23 protein-coding genes are annotated in these 20,370 nt (G+C 42.7%); 12 read left to right on the top strand and 11 right to left on the bottom strand.

Annotated elements, in window-relative coordinates:
- Positions 1 to 82: 82 nt before the first annotated feature.
- Genes F7B60_02390 through F7B60_02370 form a run of 5 tightly spaced genes read right to left on the bottom strand, consistent with a single transcriptional unit; the run spans position 83 to position 3,203 of the window.
- On the bottom strand, positions 83 to 505 hold the full coding sequence (locus F7B60_02390; protein MCE4614368.1) for a hypothetical protein: 423 nt from the start codon (positions 503 to 505) through the stop codon (positions 83 to 85).
- Complete coding sequence (fliE, locus tag F7B60_02385) at positions 453 to 1,055, bottom strand: flagellar hook-basal body complex protein FliE (protein MCE4614367.1); 603 nt, start codon at positions 1,053 to 1,055, stop codon at positions 453 to 455. The genes F7B60_02390 and fliE overlap by 53 nt, the downstream gene beginning before the upstream one ends.
- On the bottom strand, positions 1,052 to 1,762 hold the full coding sequence (locus F7B60_02380) for a DUF5591 domain-containing protein (protein ID MCE4614366.1): 711 nt from the start codon (positions 1,760 to 1,762) through the stop codon (positions 1,052 to 1,054). Before F7B60_02380 ends, fliE begins: the two co-directional genes overlap by 4 nt.
- Complete coding sequence (locus F7B60_02375; protein ID MCE4614365.1) at positions 1,723 to 2,472, bottom strand: hypothetical protein; 750 nt, start codon at positions 2,470 to 2,472, stop codon at positions 1,723 to 1,725. Before F7B60_02375 ends, F7B60_02380 begins: the two co-directional genes overlap by 40 nt.
- A 2-nt stretch (positions 2,473 to 2,474) precedes the next feature.
- Positions 2,475 to 3,203, bottom strand: coding sequence for a queuosine precursor transporter (locus F7B60_02370; GenBank protein ID MCE4614364.1), 729 nt, complete (start codon positions 3,201 to 3,203; stop codon positions 2,475 to 2,477).
- 131 nt (positions 3,204 to 3,334) lie between these two features.
- On the opposite strand from F7B60_02370, the gene thpR reads away from it, so the two are divergent.
- Both thpR and F7B60_02360 read left to right on the top strand, forming a co-directional pair.
- Positions 3,335 to 3,895, top strand: coding sequence for an RNA 2',3'-cyclic phosphodiesterase (gene thpR / locus F7B60_02365; protein ID MCE4614363.1), 561 nt, complete (start codon positions 3,335 to 3,337; stop codon positions 3,893 to 3,895).
- Positions 3,892 to 4,602: a phosphoglycolate phosphatase gene (locus F7B60_02360; protein ID MCE4614362.1), complete on the top strand. Its 711-nt coding sequence runs from the start codon at positions 3,892 to 3,894 to the stop codon at positions 4,600 to 4,602. Before thpR ends, F7B60_02360 begins: the two co-directional genes overlap by 4 nt.
- On the opposite strand, the gene F7B60_02355 is transcribed toward F7B60_02360, so the two are convergent.
- The gene (locus tag F7B60_02355; protein ID MCE4614361.1) at positions 4,579 to 5,715 is read right to left on the bottom strand and encodes a zinc metalloprotease HtpX; all 1,137 of its coding nucleotides are present in this window, start codon (positions 5,713 to 5,715) and stop codon (positions 4,579 to 4,581) included. The genes F7B60_02360 and F7B60_02355 overlap by 24 nt on opposite strands.
- 153 nt (positions 5,716 to 5,868) lie before the next feature.
- Between F7B60_02355 and F7B60_02350 the strand changes: the two genes are divergently transcribed.
- The 8 genes from F7B60_02350 (at position 5,869) to F7B60_02315 (ending at position 13,592) form a co-directional block, all read left to right on the top strand.
- A complete protein-coding gene (locus F7B60_02350; GenBank protein MCE4614360.1) occupies positions 5,869 to 7,056 on the top strand; it encodes an MFS transporter in 1,188 nt (395 codons plus the stop codon).
- Between the two features lie 56 nt (positions 7,057 to 7,112).
- Positions 7,113 to 7,361, top strand: coding sequence for a lipoyl domain-containing protein (locus tag F7B60_02345; protein MCE4614359.1), 249 nt, complete (start codon positions 7,113 to 7,115; stop codon positions 7,359 to 7,361).
- Between the two features lie 4 nt (positions 7,362 to 7,365).
- Positions 7,366 to 8,241 carry a lipoyl synthase gene (gene lipA, locus F7B60_02340; GenBank protein MCE4614358.1) on the top strand — a complete coding sequence of 292 codons (876 nt, stop codon included), beginning with the start codon at positions 7,366 to 7,368 and terminating at the stop codon, positions 8,239 to 8,241.
- Positions 8,238 to 9,011 (top strand): lipoate--protein ligase family protein, encoded by a 774-nt coding sequence (locus F7B60_02335; GenBank protein MCE4614357.1) that lies wholly within the window; start codon positions 8,238 to 8,240, stop codon positions 9,009 to 9,011. The genes lipA and F7B60_02335 overlap by 4 nt, the downstream gene beginning before the upstream one ends.
- Entirely contained in the window at positions 9,008 to 9,781 is a 774-nt protein-coding gene (locus tag F7B60_02330) for a lipoate--protein ligase family protein (protein MCE4614356.1), read from the top strand. The genes F7B60_02335 and F7B60_02330 overlap by 4 nt, the downstream gene beginning before the upstream one ends.
- 152 nt (positions 9,782 to 9,933) lie before the next feature.
- On the top strand, positions 9,934 to 11,607 hold the full coding sequence (locus F7B60_02325; protein ID MCE4614355.1) for a cytochrome ubiquinol oxidase subunit I: 1,674 nt from the start codon (positions 9,934 to 9,936) through the stop codon (positions 11,605 to 11,607).
- Positions 11,607 to 12,806 carry a cytochrome ubiquinol oxidase subunit I gene (locus tag F7B60_02320; GenBank protein MCE4614354.1) on the top strand — a complete coding sequence of 400 codons (1,200 nt, stop codon included), beginning with the start codon at positions 11,607 to 11,609 and terminating at the stop codon, positions 12,804 to 12,806. The genes F7B60_02325 and F7B60_02320 overlap by 1 nt, the downstream gene beginning before the upstream one ends.
- 429 nt (positions 12,807 to 13,235) lie before the next feature.
- The gene (locus F7B60_02315; GenBank protein ID MCE4614353.1) at positions 13,236 to 13,592 is read left to right on the top strand and encodes a hypothetical protein; all 357 of its coding nucleotides are present in this window, start codon (positions 13,236 to 13,238) and stop codon (positions 13,590 to 13,592) included.
- Positions 13,593 to 13,596: 4 nt separating this feature from the next.
- On the opposite strand, the gene F7B60_02310 is transcribed toward F7B60_02315, so the two are convergent.
- The 5 genes from F7B60_02310 to F7B60_02290 all read right to left on the bottom strand — a co-directional run bounded on the left by F7B60_02310 (position 13,597) and on the right by F7B60_02290 (position 18,248).
- Complete coding sequence (locus F7B60_02310) at positions 13,597 to 14,982, bottom strand: hypothetical protein (GenBank protein MCE4614352.1); 1,386 nt, start codon at positions 14,980 to 14,982, stop codon at positions 13,597 to 13,599.
- A gap of 81 nt (positions 14,983 to 15,063) precedes the next feature.
- Positions 15,064 to 16,230: a signal peptidase I gene (locus F7B60_02305; GenBank protein ID MCE4614351.1), complete on the bottom strand. Its 1,167-nt coding sequence runs from the start codon at positions 16,228 to 16,230 to the stop codon at positions 15,064 to 15,066.
- 2 nt (positions 16,231 to 16,232) lie between these two features.
- A complete protein-coding gene (locus F7B60_02300) occupies positions 16,233 to 16,841 on the bottom strand; it encodes a hypothetical protein (protein MCE4614350.1) in 609 nt (202 codons plus the stop codon).
- 17 nt (positions 16,842 to 16,858) lie between these two features.
- Positions 16,859 to 17,581 carry a hypothetical protein gene (locus tag F7B60_02295; protein MCE4614349.1) on the bottom strand — a complete coding sequence of 241 codons (723 nt, stop codon included), beginning with the start codon at positions 17,579 to 17,581 and terminating at the stop codon, positions 16,859 to 16,861.
- A gap of 85 nt (positions 17,582 to 17,666) precedes the next feature.
- Positions 17,667 to 18,248 carry a hypothetical protein gene (locus tag F7B60_02290; GenBank protein MCE4614348.1) on the bottom strand — a complete coding sequence of 194 codons (582 nt, stop codon included), beginning with the start codon at positions 18,246 to 18,248 and terminating at the stop codon, positions 17,667 to 17,669.
- Positions 18,249 to 18,422: 174 nt separating this feature from the next.
- On the opposite strand from F7B60_02290, the gene F7B60_02285 reads away from it, so the two are divergent.
- Both F7B60_02285 and F7B60_02280 read left to right on the top strand, forming a co-directional pair.
- Positions 18,423 to 19,319 (top strand): AIR synthase related protein, encoded by an 897-nt coding sequence (locus tag F7B60_02285; GenBank protein ID MCE4614347.1) that lies wholly within the window; start codon positions 18,423 to 18,425, stop codon positions 19,317 to 19,319.
- Positions 19,320 to 19,390: 71 nt separating this feature from the next.
- Positions 19,391 to 20,326 carry an AbrB/MazE/SpoVT family DNA-binding domain-containing protein gene (locus tag F7B60_02280; GenBank protein MCE4614346.1) on the top strand — a complete coding sequence of 312 codons (936 nt, stop codon included), beginning with the start codon at positions 19,391 to 19,393 and terminating at the stop codon, positions 20,324 to 20,326.
- The last annotated feature ends 44 nt before the right edge of the window (positions 20,327 to 20,370 follow it).

Here is a 20,370-nt window from a genome sequence, read left to right as displayed (position 1 = left end):
TTCTATTACCTCCGATAGAATATATTGTCGGGTGATGATTATATCTATAGGAGAATAATAAGCTTAAATTACCTGGATTCCGCTAGGAGGAGGGCATTTTCCTCTCCCATAAAGGCTTGCCATGGCTTGTCCTAGGAGCCAGCCAGTCTATTACCTCCCCTGGATCTGGATGCTTTATGAGCACCCTTATAGGACCCATAGGACTTTCATTAGGGTCTGTTACAAAGCTAACTTTACCAGCATAGGCTGCCTGTTTGTTTAGCATAAACTCTATGTACTCACCATAAGTGCTTTTCCTTAACACACTTCGTGCCGTATCAAGTATCCTCTGCTGCCTAAGTTTCAAATGGAGTTTTGAGAGGCAACTAAGGCTTTTACATGCTAGTTTAACCATGCCCCCCTCTATACTCGCTTGACCGTCGAAAATATTGTCGAGAGCTTCCCTGACTCTCTCAGCGTCTTCCGTAGGCCTTACCTCTGCCTCTGCTGCAACCTCTACCTCCATTATCCAGTACCTCCATTATCACTCTCTCGGATTGCATCCTTGTGTCATCCTTTGATGACTCGTTTACGACGATGTAGTCAGCGAGGGCTATAACGTTTCCTATCCCCCACGACAGTTCAACCAGGTCTCTGCCTAAGAACTGGGCCCAGTCGTTAGGATCACCAGGCCTACCCCTCTGCCTTATTCTCTCAAATCTTCTGGTGGGACTGGCGTGTACTGCTATAATGCATACATTGCCTAGTTCCTCGAAAACAGCTACTTCATCTAAGCTCCTTACACCGTCTACAACTACTACTGCCGAGGATGCATGGTTCCTCCTTATCTTATCCGTTGTAAACAATGCAATTGCTGCTTTCCCATATTTTTCCCTTAAATCATTGGCTATTATAGATAGGTTCTCCGGGAGGAGTTTTACTCCTCTTTTTACTGCTTCTTCCCTGACAACATCGCCCATAACTACTGTTGGTATTCCTTTCTCGCGTGCCACTTCACTAACTATGCTTTTCCCACTACCTGGTAGTCCGGTGACTAGTACCAGTATTCTAGTCATTTTACTACCTCTCCTATAATCGATTCAAGCCCATTTACGAGGTTTTTGAGGCTTGTGGGTGTAATTAGTATTAGATCCGGGTCCAACTTGTATCCCAAGCCTAGGTCGAGTTCATCTAACTCTATTAGAGGAACATTTTCGGCGGCGAGGTTGGGTACGGTATAGCCTAGTTCCTTAGACGCTTCTTTTAGAGCCATCCAACTGTCACTATCCCATCTTAGATATGCAATGTAGCTTTCATAGTATTCCCCGAATTTCCCCAGGTAATCCCTTATTCTTTGCTTAAGTATGTTTTTGTAGCACTTTTTTATCTCTGTTGTTTCCTTGGTTGGATTCCAGTCGTATGCTGTGTATGGCCAGTGTTCGTCTAGTTCCCGGGGCACCACGCCCGCATTGGTGAGTATGACTTCGTGTAGGATGCCTTTCCTAATGTAGTTGGCAATTGTTTTCCTGATGAAGTAGTGAATGTAGCTTTGGCTGTAGGGTTTTCCATAGGAGCATGGTATAAAGAGGCCTGCCCGGTATTTCCTTGAGGGCCTGTAATTGACGAGTAATTTACGGTGGGCTTCATTGAAGGGCCATTCGGCTAGAAATTTCCATCCGACACCTCTAAGGTAGAGTCTTTCGCCTCTAGGCGGTATCCAATCGTATTCGCCGCCGCTCCAGACTACTCCGGGGCATATCCCTTCCTTTCCCCTATCATCCACTCTTCTCCACCCCAGTCAACGAGGTCTGCTTCTTTGTTTAATAGTTCTCGGAGCTTATCCGAGATGGGTGTAGGTTCAGGGTGGTTTGGAAGGTATTTCCTGTACCTTACGGCTATAACGCCATCGAATATTTTCTTGAAAGCCCTTAGACTCTCACTTACACTCTCCTCTGGGATTCCCTTCATTCCGAAGAGGAGATAGCTCCATATCTCAATAGGCCATCCCTTGTTTTGCGCCTCAATCCTCACCTGAACTACTCGCTTTAACTCGCTGTCAGGCATTCCCTTATTTAGGACTCCCTCACGTATATCTTCAAGGAACGTCTCGAAGCCTATTCTCATAACTAGGAGGTCTGGATGGTAGTAGTCTAGTAGAGCTTTTACAGATTCAAGTGTGATGAACTCGCTCCTCTCCTCGATTTCGAAGACCATATCCTTGGCTAGGGGGGCCAGCTTTTCAATAGTGTCATATGGTAGCTCGTGGAAGCTTCCTCCGTTGAATACTGCTATTCTCTCAGGTTTATACTCTTCTTTCTCTTTAAGTGCTTGGCTTATGATTTCCCTGTTTTCGAATACTACTTTATTAGTGTTGAGAGACTGCTCTACTATGAAGGGGCAGAAGGTACATTTACCGTAGGAGCAGGGGAATCCTCTTAGGATTATGATAAGTCTTTTACCTAGCTTGTCATTCTCCCTGAATACTCCTATCATGGTTATTCTTCCACCTTTAACAATCCTCCTGTTTGAGGAGTTAGAGATTCCGATGGTATGTTAATGTAGTTCCTAGTCATCATTACACCCAGGTATACTATAGGTGTGTCTAGGAGTGCTATTACCAGCTTCACAATATACTGGCCTAGTATAATTGTACCGATCACATCCCATGGCAACGGGTTGCCTCCAATTACTGCAGGGAGGACGTTGAAGGCTAGTGATATGAATATAACCGTGTCAAGTAGCTGGCTTACGAGTGTTGAAGCGTTGTTCCTAAGCCATAGCATTCTTCCCTTAGTCTTAATTCTCCACATATGGAATGCCCAGACGTCATGGTGCTGGCTTACTAGGTAGGCGGTCAGGCTCGCTGTTATAATAGTGTACCCGCTGAAGATGACGCTACTATAGGATTCCTCGTTTACTGGTGAGAATGGGGCGGTGGGAAGTTTCAGTGCAAACCAAATGTATGTTAGTACTATTAGCTGGCTGGCGAATCCTATTCTCACAACTAGGTTTGCAGCTTTCCTACCGTGGATCTCACTTATTATGTCTGTGAATGTGAATGTCAACGCGTATGCTAAGACGGCTGCTGGAGCAGCTACCGTTAATCCTAGTATATTTATTGCGAATATCTTTGAAGCAAGGAAATTCGAGGCTGTAAGGCTGGCTATGAACAGTCCTGTAAGCACTATTAAAGCATTATACCGCCTTTCTTCGATAGCCTCCATATCCGGCACCCGTGAATCCCATGGATTTAATGTTCCGAGGGATATATAGTTTCAACTACTATTATTGTTTCACACTTAAATCCCTTAGTCCCTCATTATCTGGTTAAAATGGAGTTGATTTGGTGTCTAAAATGGTTAGGGTATTCATTGCAGTAGATATAGATGACCCCCTTATCCTAGGGAGGCTTGAGAGAATCCGTGACTCCATATCAAGTACCGGTGTACCTATGAAGCCTGTTGAAACGGAGAACATGCATATAACGATAAGGTTTATCGGTGAAGTACCTGAATCCAGAGTTGATGATATAGTTAGGGAGGCTTTAGAGCCTATTGATATAGGGGAGTTTAAGACTAAACTCGTCGGCTTGGGAGGCTTCCCTAATCCTTATAGGCCTAGAGTTATATGGATCGGTGTCACGGAAGGCTCGGATGAGCTTATCGGGATCAACCGGATAGTGGAAAGGGGGGTTAGAAGGGCTGGTTTCAAGCCTGAGAGAGCACAGTTCCATCCCCATGTAACTATTGCTAGAGTGAAGGGTACCAGGAACCTTGAGAAGCTCGTTAAGGTCATGATATCCTATAGGGATACTGAGTTCGGGGAGATGATGGTCTCTTCTGTGAGGTTGAAGAAGAGTATTTTGACTAGGAAGGGGCCTATATATGAGACTATTTACGAGAGGAGGCTAGGATGATTAAGCTAGTTGTTTCGGATGTGGATGGAACGATAACAGTGGGTAGAACAGAGTTCCCCTTGGACTGCGGGGCTCTGGAAGCTATAAGGGAAGCCAGGGAGCGAGGTGTGATTATCGCCCTCTCCTCGGGGAATAGTCTCCCAGTTATAATGGGTTTGTCTAGGTACACTGGGGCTCTGGGCCCAGTAATAGCGGAGAACGGTTGTATTATATACTATAATGGGAATATTGCAAGGCTCTGCAAAGGTAGGCCTCCAGAGTGGATATTGGAGAAGATAAGGGAGCTGGGATTAGAGGGTAGCTGGCAGAATAGGTATAGAGACCATGATATAGCTTTCCCGGTTCCACTTGATGGTTCCGGTGAGAAGTATTATAAGATGGCTAGGAGGATCGTGGAGGATTCTGGCTGGGATGGAAGGATACTTTACAGCGGATTCGCTATTCATCTACAGCCGCCTGGAGGAGGTAAGGGTAAGGCTTTGGTCGGGCTTGCTAAGACTTTAGGGTTGAGGAGGAGTGAAGTGCTTGCTGTTGGTGATTCTAAGAATGATATTGAGATGCTTGTAGCAGCGGGGAGTTCTGCTGTGCCTTCTAACGCGGATGAGGAGGCTAAGGTTGTCGCGTCTTACGTGGCTAGTAGTCCTAGTGGGGGAGGATTCAAGGAAATAATCGAGGAGCTCGTTTTAGGTGAAGTGACGCATAGCTAAGTCATCGAGGAATTGTAGTCTTTTAGGTATAGGCGGGTGCGTTGCTAAGAGCTCCTCCATAGCTGAGACCTTAGTGTTCTTAAGCTCCTCGACAACATCGTCGATATTAGCAATGCTTACCTGCTTCGGGCGATAGGGTTCGTAGAACCAGTCTATGAAAGGATCCACCAATGCGTATATTAATAGCATTTTAGCAGGAGTCTCAGTGGCAGAGTAGGCAGCCTCAGCTCCGACGCCGCTTTTCATGTTCTCAAAGGCGACGTGTATCTTTGCCAGAGCTCTTTGCAAGGGTTTCTGGCTGACGTGAAGCATTGCCGAGTGGGCATCGGCGAAGTATTCCCTTAGCCTATTAAAGTGCCTTACTATGAAGCTGAAGATTACTCCGAAGGCTACTAGCGCTGCTCCTAGTGCAAGTGTTGTGCCACTATTCTCCCTGTCACCAGCTCTCATGAACATTAAGCCTCTTCCAAGGTAATATAGGGCTACCGGTATAAGTGATAATACTAGTATTACCTGTACATCCTTGTGCTTTAGATGGCCAAGTTCGTGGCCCAGAACCCCGCTGAGCTCCTCCCCGCTTAGGAGATCTAGGAGTGGGGAAGTGACAGCTACATTGCGAGACGTAAACGAGGAGAAGGCAAATGCGTTGGGTACGTTAACGTCAGCTATCCATACTTTAGGGGGGTCTATACCAGCCCTCCTAGACAGATCCTCCACTATTCTAGCTGCACGAAGTTCTTTTGACGTAGCCGGCTCTCTCAATTTATAATATATTCTTATAATGACCGGGCTTAGCGCATACTGTATCAGCCCAAAGAATACAACCACACCGAAGTAGAGTATGAGTAGCCCTTGAAGGCTCATGGTCCAAGCTATCCCGCCCCATTCTTCTAAGGCATATACAGTCAAGTAGATGAGGCTTAATCCTCCTAGTACGACTAGGAGTGCGGTTATAGTCATATGAAGCGATAATTGGGCCATACTTCTAGGTCTTCCAGCTACCATTCGCGGTCCTATTAGAGTTATGAAGGCACCGTAGGCTAGCGTGGATGCTAGAATTGTTACAAGAAACCCTATTGGGTCGTATATGAACCAGAATAATCCGTAGAACATTATTCATCCCTCCACCATTCCTTACCTAGTTATATACTACATGGTAGAAGAGAGATCTTATAATCTATTTGTAAAACCATGTAGGCCCCCTTATAAGCAAGTCTGCTGTGAAACCCCCTATTGGTAACACCCGGGGAAGGTGAGTTTAAGGAAATGATAGTAGCTTTAGGTCTACTTGCTGGGGTATTCCTAGCTATATGGCAGTTCATGATAACATACGTACTAGTATATGTATCACAGCATATGGGATATAACCCTATAGTTATTGGGTTAGTGGGGTCTATGCAAAGCGTAGGTTTCATCCTAGGCCTTCTACTGATAATGCCGAAAGTAGAGTCTATTAAGTTATTCAAAACCGCGCTGATCGCGACCCCTATTATCAGCGCCCTTATACTTAAAGGCCTATTCGCCGTAGATAGTGTAGCGTTACTTATGGCGATGTACGTCTTGTACAATGTTAATGTAGCAATCTTCCTAGTCTCAATTTATAATTTAGTCTCAGATATTATACCCCCCGATCAGTGGAGTAGCGGTCTGTCTAGATTCAGGTCGACTTCAGGGCTTGTCATGGTAATTATGGTTATCGCAAGTGCCCGGCTCGCCAGTGAGGGAACACTATTTACTAGGATGCTCTTCTACCTCCTGTTAACCGTTGGAGGTATCGGAGTGCTGGTTATTCCCCGGGCCCCTCTAATCCCTCAACGAACCTTATTCCAGCTTGATGTAATGATGGATAGGCTTACCAGAATGGCTAATGGTGTTGCGATGGCTGCTGGAGCAATAAAAGCTTCTCCCATGCATTATGGTAGAGTTATAAGCTACGCTCTAGATGGAGGTGTGAGCCTTGGAGGTATTCTGATATCATCTCTCATTTTCAAAATGGGTCTCGACAGCATGATGGTTCAGATACCTCCGATAGCAGCTAGAACAGTTGGATCCCAAACGGTTTTCACTGCAGTAGCACTAGGTTTGGCTGGATATACTATAATGGCTTATGTAGCTGATAAAGCTGGAAACGGTAAAACTGTAATGACGCTTGCATCTTTTGCTGGTATAGCAATCGCGTTGCTATTGGGTAAGAGTATCTATGCTCCCCTCGCATTCATCTCCATATACACTACAGTGTATATGCTTATGGGATTGTTCGATGTCGAATCAGCAGCCCTTGCAATGAAGAGTGACCCAAATAAGATACGTTACCAGCCTGTAGCCGTTAATCTCGGAGCTATAACGGGGGATATCACAGGTGGACTTGTAATCCTTCACTACTCACCACACTATCTAGTCTACTTCTCGGCCATAGGGTTTGTATTAGCCCTCCTAGCGTGGAGGAGGATCTAGAGAGAATATTATAATAACATATACACATCTACAAGTCTAATGCTGGAGGGAGAAGGATGGCTGCAAACATTATTGTTCCAAGAGAGCTATGGCCTAGGAGGAGTGACTGGACTGGCATTGTAGTCGAGGTCTACAAGAAGGAGGGGGACAGGGTAGAGCAGGGTGACACACTTATAGATGTAGAGATAGAGAAGGCTGTAATAGCCATCGATTCTCCTATAAATGGAATTGTAAATAAAGTGTATGTTTCTAAGGGAGATAAAATCAGGCCTGACACCATCCTTATGAGCATTAGAGAGGAGTGAAGTCTTGGTCGGAGAAGCAGATAACCCTGGCAAATACAGGGTTCACATGACAATTACACCTGAGTATATACGTGTCGCTAGAATACTGGAGAAACACGATGTGCAAACAGTATGCGAGCAAAGCCTATGCCCCAATATCACTCAATGCTGGGGATCAGGGACAGCGACATTTCTAATACTTGGTGATATATGTACTAGATCCTGCAGATTCTGCTATGTACGGAAAGGTAAGCCATTGCCCCCGGATCCTGCTGAACCTAGGAGGGTTGCAGAAGCTGCGAAGGAGATGGGGTTGGATTATATTGTTGTAACTAGTGTTACAAGAGACGATCTGCCTGATGGTGGTGCGTCCCAATACGCGGATACGATCTTGTGGGTTAGGAAACTCCTTCCTGAAGCGAAAATAGAGGTTTTGATACCTGATTTTGGCGGGAACCTGGGTTTACTGGAGAAAGTATTGGATGTAGAGCCTAATGTTTTGGCTCACAATATTGAGACTGTTAAAAGGCTTAGTAGAACTGTAAGAGACCCGAGGGCCTCCTATGAGAGGAGCCTTATGGTTTTAAGGTACGCTAAAAGGTATAGGAGGAATTTAGTCACAAAGTCGAGCCTCCTCCTCGGCTTCGGAGAGGAGTGGAGTGAGATAGTTGAAGCCATGAAGGATCTAAGGAACGCCGGTGTTGACGTGTTAGTTGTATCCCAGTATTTGAGGCCTAGTGAGGCACAGGTTCCAGTTAGGAGGTACTATAAACTGGAGGAGTTCAAGGAAATAGAGAAGCTAGGTTATAAGCTCGGGTTCAAGTATGTTTTATCACATCCGCTTGCAAGGACATCGTATAAAGCTAGAGAAGCCTATTTTAAGGCGAGGAACCCTAGTTGAAGAGTTTGACTATTATAATAGATGGGCCTAGGCATCCTTTAGTGAACATGGCTCTAGATTACACTCTCCTAAGGACAAGGCCTCGTAGGGGAGAAGCAGTATTAAGGATCTATCAGTGGCTCCCTAGCGGGATATCAATAGGCAGAAGGCAAGAAGTAGATGCTGTTGTAGATTTAAGTGAAGCGAATAAACTAGGATATATAGTAGTTAAGCGCCCGACAGGAGGGGCTGCTCTTATTCACGAAACATATGGGGAGATAACGTATTCCCTTTTAGTACCTCCATCGTCAAACCTCTACCAGACAAGCGTGGAAGAGTCATCGTCCATGATAGCGGAAGCATTAATAGAAGCACTGGTCTCCCTAGGCATTCCAGCGTCTCCGCAAGGTTTCTTGGGTATGAATAGGGAGGAGAATATCTGCCTTCTAAAGAAAGGGTTTGCAGATATAGTTTTAGATGGGAGGAAAATATCGGGAAGCGCTCAGTATAGGAGTAAGAATGGATTACTACAGCATGGCTCAATAATGCTCCATTTCAACCCGCTTAACTGGGTTAAATTGATCAAGACAGGGTCATCTTTAGAGGAGGTCAACAGTCTCGTTGGAGGTATACTTGACCTAGGATACAGGGCTGGGATACCAGATCTCATTAACTCGATTATTACATCGTTCTCCAATCTAATGGGCCTACCCGCTGTGCCAGCTTCATATGAGCCCATTGAGATAGAAGAGGCTATGCTGCTAGTTGAGAGAGGATTCTTCAGGCCATGACAAAGAATACCTTGTACTCATGTATAGTAGATAGGGAAAGCGTCAGCAGGAGTCCTTTAACTAATATTGCATTAGAGGAGGTATTAGTTTATTCTGTGAAGAAAGGTATTCTGCCTTCACCTTTGCTCAGAATATGGATTGACCCTCCTGTTATTGTCCTAGGAAGATTCTCTAATATTGAGAAGGATGTAAATCTGGAGGCAGTTAAGGAACATGGCATTCCTGTTACCAGGAGGATCTCGGGGGGTGGAACGGTTTTCCATGATTTTGGCAACATGAACTTCTCTATTTACCATAGTGCATCGGGGTTTACTAGTGTTTCGAGTATAATGAATGAGGGCCTATCACTCCTAACTAGCGTTCTCAGTGATCTCGGCTTTTCAGCTGGTATCAGAAACGGTAATGATGTTATTGTGGAGAGGTATAAGGTCTCTGGTGCAGCTTCATATTCTGATAGGCTTGGATGGTTATTTCATGGGACCATGCTTGTATCCTCTGACATAGATCTCATGAGAGAGGTTCTAGTTTTTCCAGGGGATCCTAGTAAGGGAGGGCGAGTTGATCCTGTTAAGTATAACCCAGGTAATTTAGCTTGGGTTAACCCTAGGATTAGGATACTTGACGTGATTGATTCCGTGTTTAATTATTGTGGTATGACGTATGATTTAAGAGAAGATGTATTGTTAGAAGCTGAGGAGCTTTCCAAGTGCAAGTACATGAATGATTCTTGGCTGCTTAGAGGTTTTACTGTTGTTTGTAAGAATTTTTAACTTTATATATTGTATTAACTAATAACATTATTTCAGAGTTTATATTAAAATAAAATAATTTTACCATATAACAATTTTTATATATAACCGCCATGCCATATATTATAAACAGAGCTTTCTATACCAAGAGTTATAAAGGAGAGGTGTAACTCGTGGTTATAGGCCAATGGCTAAGCTATCCTGCAGCTTCCGATAGAGTCTTATCAATGATAGGGATTGAAGTCCACTGGGCAATTCTCCAGTACGTCCTCGGACTACCGTTCATGGCATTCATATCACTAGTAATATACGCGATAAAGAAAGATGAAACATGGAAGAAGATAGCGCTAACACTAACGAAAGGATTCATACTAGTATTTGCAGTTGGAGCAGCTACAGGTACAGGGGCAGAGTTCGGGTTACTACTATTATGGCCCAACCTAACAGAGGCTGCTGGAAGATATATCTACTTCCCTTTATATGTTGAAATCTTCGCCTTCATGATGGAAGTAATATTCGTTTACATGCTCTACTACGGGTGGAATAGGTTTAAACCATGGGCACTAGTTATAGTAGCTCTCTTAGCATTCAGCGGTGCATGGTTCTCTGGGACGCAGATAGTGAGTGTTAATGCGTATATGGTGGCTCCAACTGGTATACACCCAGCATATGACCCGGCTACCGGTCAATGGTTATATTCACAGGGATACCCGAAGCTAGACCTCTACGTCCCCGACGACATGGTACCATTATTGAATATAACGACACTAATGAAATTAGGCATGACCGTTTCTGGAGCAACGCAGGACAGCATCGTGGTTCAAATGCCTGTAAGAATAGTTCAAAGACTGGCGTGGGAATCCTGGCATGGTGTGAGAGTCAAGGATAGTATCCTAATGATAGTTGTAAACAAGACAACAGTATCTCATATGAGTCAGGATCAATTGAATAATTTGCTAAATACTCCTGTAAAGGTAATAGTAGATAAGATACTCACCAACACGATTGACCGTGAAGGAGTCTATAAGGTCACGTTCGAGTCCCCAGTGTATGCAGCAAGCATTATGCATGCTATAGGAGCTGCGTTAACCACGTCTAGCTTCACTGTTATGGGAGTCTACGCGTTCAGGCTTACAGGCAAAATAGAAAACGGGGAATACAAGAAATATGCTAAGAAGTTTCTGAAGTATTCAGCATATTTTGCTGTAATAGCCATAGCACTCCAAGGCTTCGTATTCGGCCACGAAATGGGGTCAGTTATTGCACACTACAATCCAGAGAAACTCTCTGCTATAGAAGGAGTGACAACTCAGCACTTTAGTATAACCCGTACATTCCATCTGGACAAGTTCATGGAGTTCCTAGCTTACGGTTCTACGAATGCTCACATGCCAAACTATGATACTATTGATCCCAATTATTGCCAATTCAAGGCAGCCACGAATCCAGCAATCCATACATGCAAACCGCCTATACTAGTTCACTACCTCTATTATACTAAGATATTTCTAGCAATACTATTAGGATTCTATGGACTCGGAATAGCTTATTATGCGTGGAGAAATAAAGAGACAAGGACATCTAGGTGGTTATATAAGCTTGGACTAGTAGGTATAATTGTAGTCCAACTAGTATCATATCTTGGTTGGGCAGTCAGAGAGATCGGTAGAAAACCATGGACTATATATGGTATTATGACACCTGATGTAGCCCATACATTTAACCCTGCCCCCGTATGGGAGGTGGTGTTAGTAGCGCTTTACTTCGTTGCAATGTTAACAATACTAGTATATGCAGTGTGGAGAATACTGTGGGTACCTAGTAGTAAGGAGGTGCTGGCCAAGTGATGGAGTCTGTATTCTGGCTGGCCTTTGTCTTCGGGTTCCACATCGTCCTTGTCAACATGGGCATAACACTTGGAATACTTGCACCGTATCTTAGGTGGAGGTCGCTTAAGGAGGATGATAAGGGGTTAGAGCGTGTTGCAAGAGAATTAACTAGGATGCTTGCGGCAACTTATGCTCTAGCCGGAGTATTTGCTACTGCTTTCACCGTGTTCCTACTGAGTTTTTATCCTGGTTTCATAGGACTGGCCGGTAATATAGCAATGTCACCATTTGCCATAGCAATATTGTCTATAGTTCTCAATTTCTTCACTATAGCAGCATTCTACTATGGCTGGGATAGGTGGGCTCCTAGTACTCATTTGAGTATAGGGTTCTTTATGGCATTGACGTTTTTACTGATACCTCTCGGTTTTAGAGCTGTTTTCGCCTTCCTTAACACTCCACAAGGATTATACTTCGAAGACGGTGTACCTAGGCTCGATTTAATGAAGGCTCTCGCTAATCCCACGTTACCACCATTATATCTGAAGAGTATTATAGGAGCTCTTACTGCTGGGACATTTGCGTTGGCATCAGCATATGCTTATAGATACGTAAAATCAAGCGATGAAGAAATGAAGAGAGTTTCTCTATTATTCGTTAAGAAAACAGTACCATATGTATTACTTGGCCTAATAATAATGGCGTTCCTAGGGCTATGGTACGCGTTTTCACTTCAAAATGTTGCATACAAGTTTAACAACATTTTCGCTAATCTAGGATGGAAGGTAGGAGATGGAATAGTACACTATGACATGAGCTGGCTATTTATATTCAAGGTGATCCTTGTAGCAATTCAGTTCGTGATCATCATCGGAGCATATAACGCTATTAGAAAAGGATCATTGGATGCTGGAATCAGTAAGTGGATGTTATTTGGCGGAGGGATTGCACTGTTTACTGTTTTAATAGGCGAGTATCTAAATGCATTTAGCCAATACCCATATTTCATTGCGGATCTAACGGATCCCAGGGTCTTAGCGATAGTTCCTAAGAACTTGGTTCCTGTATTAGCTCAAGTGTTATCTCTAGAAAACGTTAACCAACTGGCAACACTGCGGGGAGTGATGATGTTAACGACAGGGTTTATGACCTTCCTTATTGGATCAGCAATCTATTATCTCTACATTATATTGAAGCCTGAAGTAAAATCATCCTAGTTCGTTTCTATATATTTCAGTCTCCATTATTGTATTCTTTCTTTAACCTACCTGTAAGATATTAGTTAATGTAATACTGTTGTTAACTTGTGACTCTGTCATCCCCCTCTAGTTTATTGATGTATGTCTGTGTTTTCAATAGATGAGCGATATGATTAGTAATACAATGTATTTAGTTCGTATTCCCAATATTCTTGTAATTTTTCTTAAGCAAGATCTTGAGAGTACAAGTTTGGATGAAGGAATGATTGTGCTAGCATTGATAGAATTCTTTTAATTGACTGTTCGTTTTAAACTTTTCTCCCAAGTTCTCAATAGATGAATAATTTTTATATATTAACAATATATAAGTTGTTTATGTATATTAACATATTTTATATATGATTTATTTAGTCCTAGCGTGTATATACGATCATAGGGGTAATAATTTTGAACACTATAGACTTAAACGTTACATGTAATGAGACAGCGGCTCCTGAAAACGCGCGCCGTAAGGAGACGCATGTATTATCATGCTTACTTGCAGTAATAGAGTTATTCAAGGGTACCCCTTACCTTAGAATAATAGAATTCATGAACAACCATAGAAAAACTGATTTATTTACAGTGAGAAGGATAGCTAGAAATGTGAACATGAATCATAAAAATGTTATCAAATACCTTGAAGGATTGGTTGCAGCTGGCTTCATAGAAGTAGCTTATGTTAGAAACAATCTAAAGCTTTATAGGCTCACAGAAAAAGGATACACAATTGGTTCAAGGATGCTAGGAGATATGAGTACATGATTCACTATTCTACCGGCTCAATTTCCTCGTTATGCTTAGTAATCCGTGGCAATAGAAATCTCTTGTATCCATAGTAGAATCCCAGTATCACTGCTACCGCTATTATTATACTTACATAGGTTCCTGCATAGCTTTTCTCCCAAACTGCTACAATATGCTTGGGTGAATCCATTAGAACAGTTCCTGTTGTTGATAGGCTCTTATAATCTCCCTGCCACCCCTTGAACAAGTATTTAGAACCGAATTTCGATGGGGCACTCTCGTATGCTGTGATCTTGGCCTTACTGTTCTCATCATACCATCCATCACCTGATACAGCTGGTACTTTAGAATCAATAACTAGCTTGTACTGTGTCTTCCATATAGCTGCCAATGTCAACGGTTTATCTACAGTTATCTTCAACGGTAATGCTTTACTTCCAGTATTCCATTTCACGAAGATCTTCCTTACACCAGAATTGATCTCAGCTGGAGACTCTAGGTTGATTAGAATTTGTGATCCTTTCTTATAGTATTCGGGGGGCTGTGGTGCTCCATACGGTGAAAGCACTTTAACTAAATAGTATGTGTCATATTCGGCTTCCAGCATTACAGGCTCGTTTACTGATATGAGCTGCTGTCTTTTATTAGGCGAATCGAGAACTATGTTCCCCTTAACTACTTTCCAGTCAGAAAATCTGTATTGCGTATTATCGTCCTTGTTAACTTTGTCTTGAGCATTTATTCTGATAACCTTCCCTTTCTCATACCATCCTGAACCAGATAGACTAGCATTCACGTTGGAGGTTAGGTTTACATAGTATTCTATGGTCCATTGTGCTTTAATAGTAGTTGGTGCGAATGCATATACAAAGTTGGTAGGATTTTCAGGTGTTATTCCACCTGTCCATTGTTTGAATACAGCTCTGACTCCTAGATCTAGTGGAAATATCTTTTCCACACTCATATTGACTCTTGCTCCCTCAGAATACCACCCTGAGCCTGTAGGGTTGCCGTATGTTGAGGTTACCTCGATGAAGTATTGGCGCTGGTATAAGCCTATGATTGAGATTGTTCTAGTTACGTTTATCGTTAGTTGTTTTCCTGTGTCACCGGTGTTCCATCCTTTAAATACTACACGGGCACCAGGTGCAGCGTAGTACACAGGTTCCACTATTCTAATTGTGTGTACGCTACCTATGTCCCAGTAGAAGACTGGTCTACCTGTCTTACTGGGAGTGTATATTACCCCATCAACAATTACAGGTAGATCTATTGGATATGTTCCTACGTCTACTCTTACTGTTTGTGCTTCTTGTTGTGCATTTGTACCTTGAGATATCATGAGTAACGAGGTGATTGTAATTACTAGGACAATGCCTAGAATCGAATTTCGAATATATTTATTCAATTATGCGCTCCTCCGAATATATGGTTAATAAAACTTATCATTTAACCATTATAAATATATTTATAGCATTATTATTACGTGTTAGGCAAACCTCGAAGCTAAATTCTTAAACCATATAGTTAGCCAGCCAAGCTTTGGTACCTTGAAAATCATATTGCCAACAACTTGGTTCGAACTCACTTCCCACGGATCAACTTCTCCGTTAGCATCTCCTATTGTATGAATATACGTTGCTCCATCTACCTTACTTACATCATGTATTCTATGTAACACATATCCATTATTCATTCTAAAGAGGATAACATCTCCAGCAGAATAGTCGCTTTGAGATAGCTTAACTATCGCTAGGTCACCTACATCGATCCCAGGCCTCATGCTACCGCTCGTTACTACAACGACTTGATATCCAAGTAAACCATTACTAAGCCATATCAGGCCGACGAAAACAAGCCCTAGAATCAGCTTACCGTAATCGGAGCGCTCCATATCACTTGCCACTGAAGGAAAGCTCCTCGAGGCAACTATGTAGACTGTAATTACAGCTATTATAGCTGTAAATGAAGCTTCTATCCAGTTCAAATTAGGCAACACAGGTATTAGGGTTTTACCTAGCATTGCGGCTGTTAGAAATCCGAGACCCGAATTGAGTCCTCCCATGTAATTGAAGATCCCTGCTATCAAGAATATGGCAAATATTGGGAATTTTCCTCCAACCATTTTCACCGCATTTTCCGTCATCATGTTTTCGGGGATGGACATTAATGGTATCATTACTGCAGTGAACATTAGAGACGTTAGTCCTATCATGAGTGACTTCCTCTTAGTTAATGCTAAAAGGACTGCTCTAAACGACTCAGCTCCAAATCCTATGCTTATAGCCCAAACTGTGTTAATAGCTATTGATACGGGTGTTAGTGCGAGAGGGTTTCTGCCTATGCTTCCCATAAAAGATCCCAGGGTGAAATAGATTAGCATGTATACTACTCCACTAATCAGTGATATGATTGTATATGAAGTGGTATACGTTATTTTCAACTGTCTAAGGTATAATATAGATAGGATCCCTAGCGTGAACCATACCAACGCATTCACGGGTTGAATTAGCCATATGGGTAGGGATTGCGGGATTATGAAAGCTTGCAGGGGATAGAATAGTACTCCCAGTATAAGGAGTGATGAACTATAATTAAACTTGGAATTCTGAAAAATATTGAAAGGAGTGGAATTGAAGGCTAAGGGTTTCCTCAATGTTATTCCCACCTAGTATTGTATTCCTCACAGATGTTCTTCAATGACTCATAACTCGGTGTATTATTATTCAGAAGAGCGGTCTCTGACATATTTATTATCTCTTCTCCAGTCAGCACTGTAGTGTTGCCTAGATCTAGCTTGTAGCCATCACCATAGCCCGATACTACGTTCAGCCAAACTGCTAGAAGCTGTGCTTTCAACTTATTCTCCATTGAATTATGGTTCCAGGCATTACATCCTGTATTACAGCACTGAAGTATATGAATAGCAGTTTTTACGTTCTCAAAGTCAGTTCCATTGAATGTAAATACATTGGATCTATTTCCTATATCCCGTAAATAATTTGTAAGCTGCGAATACGTTGGAAATGCATTATTATTGCCATGATTACCGTGGCATCCGCAGAGGCTCGAGGATAGTGCATGGCACCAATATCCCTTCGATCTTGGATGACTCCAATCCCCTGTTTTCACTGTTATGTTAGTGTGTAACTTCTCATACCAAAGACTTGAAGCTCCCGGTATAACAGTTAATGTTAGAATAACAATAACAAAAAGAAAGCCTAGTTTAAGCGAATAAACCGGTATTGATTTTAAAAAAGGGTTCATTTTAATCCCTCTTCGGATTATGTTCCCGATTGAGGGACTACTTCATTATATTCGTTCCATTGAACCGCGTCTAATCCTATCATGAAGTGCAGTGTTGCACCCTGAGGGGCCGTTTGTAGTACTACTATGTGTAGACTGATATCTGCATTTTGCCCAGTTTCAAGCTGGTTCCCGAAATTGTCTCCCCATAGGAAGAGCACGTCAGGTTTTGTATCATTGTTTAGATCTAAGTATAGTCCTTCATTTTCTACCTGGTTAGGGTTCTCTTCAGTGAACTCGTATATCGTACCGTTGTCTAGTATGACTTGTATTCTCCATATTTTCAGCGGTATAGTCCCTATATTCCATACTCTAAAGTCTACTTCAGTTGCATAGTAAGGGTACACATTATTTAGTGTCACATTCAATGTATCATAGTCGCCGTCGCCATCCATGTCTGCTAAGTGGATTCCTGTACATCCAACATCCTTACCCTCCGGAGCTATAACTACATTATAGTTTGGAGGAAACGCGTTAGAGTCAGGCCAGGTCATATTATTTCCTAGTGGATCCGCACAAGGATCTGAGTCGAATACTGTATTGTTCCTGAATTCCCAGTCGAGCTCGCCTGTATGAACGGTTACATCTGTCGTCATGGTTTTATACCATAATGCTGATGCTCCGCCGATCGATGCTAGTATAAGCGCTAGTAGTAGCGGTAAGCCTAGTGGTAGAGCGGCTTTTCTCTCATTTTTATTCATTTCATTTTTCACCTAATCCATATTTGGAATAGAGCCCAGGTTTCCCAGGCTCATAGTATTAATAGTTCACCTCAATGTCCTAGCATTAGCTAGGGGGTGTTGCAGGGTATTCGTTCCACTGTTCGACGGTTATGTTCATATGTCCAGTGTAGACTGAGTTCTCTAGAGCATCGTTTGTTAAGTGTATAACTATTGTGTCGTATACTATGTCACCAGGGTGCATCTGTAATCCATCATAGATCGTACCATTCACTAATCCACTATCATTTGCTAAGACACTAGTTATGTTGCCTTCAATCGTAGGTGTTCCGTATACCTTGAAGGGTATTGTACCAGTATTCTCTAGGTTTATGTCACAGTAGTATGTTATACTAGGGTAAGCGTTTTCTACTACAATGTCTATGCTATTACCATCTTCAGCCAGTGTACAAGTTATGTATGATACATTTTTGACTGTTGGGTCATCTTCACCTGCTGCTTGAGCTAAGGCTATTTCGTTATCACCAGAGCCTTCAACGCTTAATTGAGCGTCTAATGATCCTGTGTTAACGGTTACATCGACGTTGAGTCTTTCCCACCAGAGAGCCATTGCTCCACCGAACATACCTACAGCCAAGACTGCAAGTAGTAACAATGGAACGATTGCTCCCATTTTCTTGTTCTTCATGTGTTTCACATCTTATATGCTGGACCCATATAGGTCCGCGATTCTTATTTGGATGGAGTACTTTTGGGCTCTTTCCTCCGCGTGGATCGAAGGGTATATAAGTAATCTGATTCCTCGGGATGTGTTAGGTGTTTATAGTTTACAGCCGGCCAGATATTTTCTCTGGGGTAAAGATTGAGTGAGCATGAGTTCATATACAGGTTGTTAAGAGAGTTGAGTATTCCAGATGCAGACGCCTACTACGAGTCTGGCTGGATGTTCAAAGTCGACGGTTACTCTGCTGAGGAAGCATTGTATCCTTGGATGTCCTTAGAGGATCTAGGGTGGAAGGCTGTTACGTCGGCTATATCGGATGTATATTCCTCTGGTGGTCTTCCAGTCTTCTATCTTGCCTCTATAGGTGTGGGATCACGGGAGAATGCCGAGGAATTAACTCGTGGGATTAGGGAAGCAGTTGGTTTCTATGGAGGTAAACTTGTTGGCGGGGATACCAATAGGTGCAGTTGTGATGCTTGGATAGATGTTTTTGCTGTAGGAAAAAGTTTAGCTGGAAGGCTCTTAGATAGGAGTGGAGGTTCTCCTGGAGACGCCGTTATTCAGCTTGGTTCTATTGGATTGGGTAGTGCTGCATATTATATCTATAAGGAAGGCTTGTCCGTTGAGGATTTTCCAAGTGTGATGGGGTGGAGTGTGAGACCAGTTATTCCTAGTTGGATTCCTTACGTAGTTTCCCATAAGTGTGTGAGGGCTGTTATTGATAATAGTGATGGTTTCCTATATTCGCTGAGGTTTCTAGCTGAGGGTTCTGGGGTTGGATTAGTTGTTAGCGATTTGTGGTTTGACGAGGAAGCTTTGTCTGTTGCTGATGGTGATTGGAGAAAGCTTAGTGTTGGGGAGGATTACAACTTGTTTCTATTGGTTTCTAATGATTGTGTAGATGATTTTCTCGGTTACTGTAGCGGGTTCGCTTCTGGTATGTGGGCTTGTAGGGTTGTGGGTCTTGCCGGGAAGGGAGAGCCAGGTGTTGTATTATCTGGTTTCGAAGGCTCGGGTGGATGGGAGAGTTTTTAGTTCTCTATTAGATATTTAACATGAGTTAAACTTTTATTTGTAGAGCTACAATGGTAACTTGGGAATAAGCCTTGACACTCGTGGTTGAAACGAGGAAAATACAGAGACTGGGTAGCAGTAGCTTGGTCGTTACGCTTCCCAAAAACTGGGCTAGGAAGAACAATCTGAAGCCTGGGGATCCTATATACATGGTGGATGAAGGAGGCCACTTGAAGATATTACCTGGAAGCAGTAGGAAGCCTTGTATTAAGGAGCAGGTAACTACAAAGTATACCAAGAACGTTAAAGAGCTTGGTTTGGAAAGGATGATTAAGTGCGCGTATTTGAATGGGTATAATTCTATAAGAATAGAGTATGCCGCCAGCTATCAGAAGCCGGAGGATATAATTGGAATCGCTGAAAAACTATCTTATGTAGCAGGCGTGCGGGAAGAGTATAATACCGTCGTAATAGGATTCAGAGACGATGGAACAGATCCGCAGAAATATCTTAGGAGAATATTCGTAGAATACCAGAACCTAGTCGAGACGATAAGAGACTCGTATGAAACGGGTAGAGTAGACAATAATAGAATAGAGGAAACACTCGGAACCCTAGACAGGCTCCACAACTTCTATAGATTATCAATAAACAAAACATGCTCGCAAACATCTGTAAGAGAGGGAGACAGAATGTCCAGGCACTCCGCTTCATCAATACTCGGCGTTCTCCCGAGAATTATGTCAGGTCTAGCCTGGATAGCAGCTAGATACCAGGGAGACGAAACGGCGTGGTCTATAATTAGTAAAACTATCATAGCGTTCAGGGAAGCAGTAGGAAGCTACTTGTCAGAGAGCCTTAAAAGAATACATTTATACCAAGGGATAAGGAGGAAGGTAAACAACCTCATGGCTGAAAATGCAGAGAGATACCCTGACCTCAAAGCTAAAACAGAAGACCTGCTATATATACTAGACGAGTTAGCCGGTGACACAGTCTGCCTCTCACTTAAAGAAAACCGGAAATAATTCCCCAACTACCTTTCACAAAAATATAATTCTCCAAGTCACCG

Source organism: Candidatus Tiamatella incendiivivens (assembly GCA_015522635.1).
Lineage (GTDB): Archaea > Thermoproteota > Thermoprotei_A > Sulfolobales > Acidilobaceae > Tiamatella > Tiamatella incendiivivens.
This window is presented reverse-complemented; position numbering and strand designations above follow the sequence as displayed.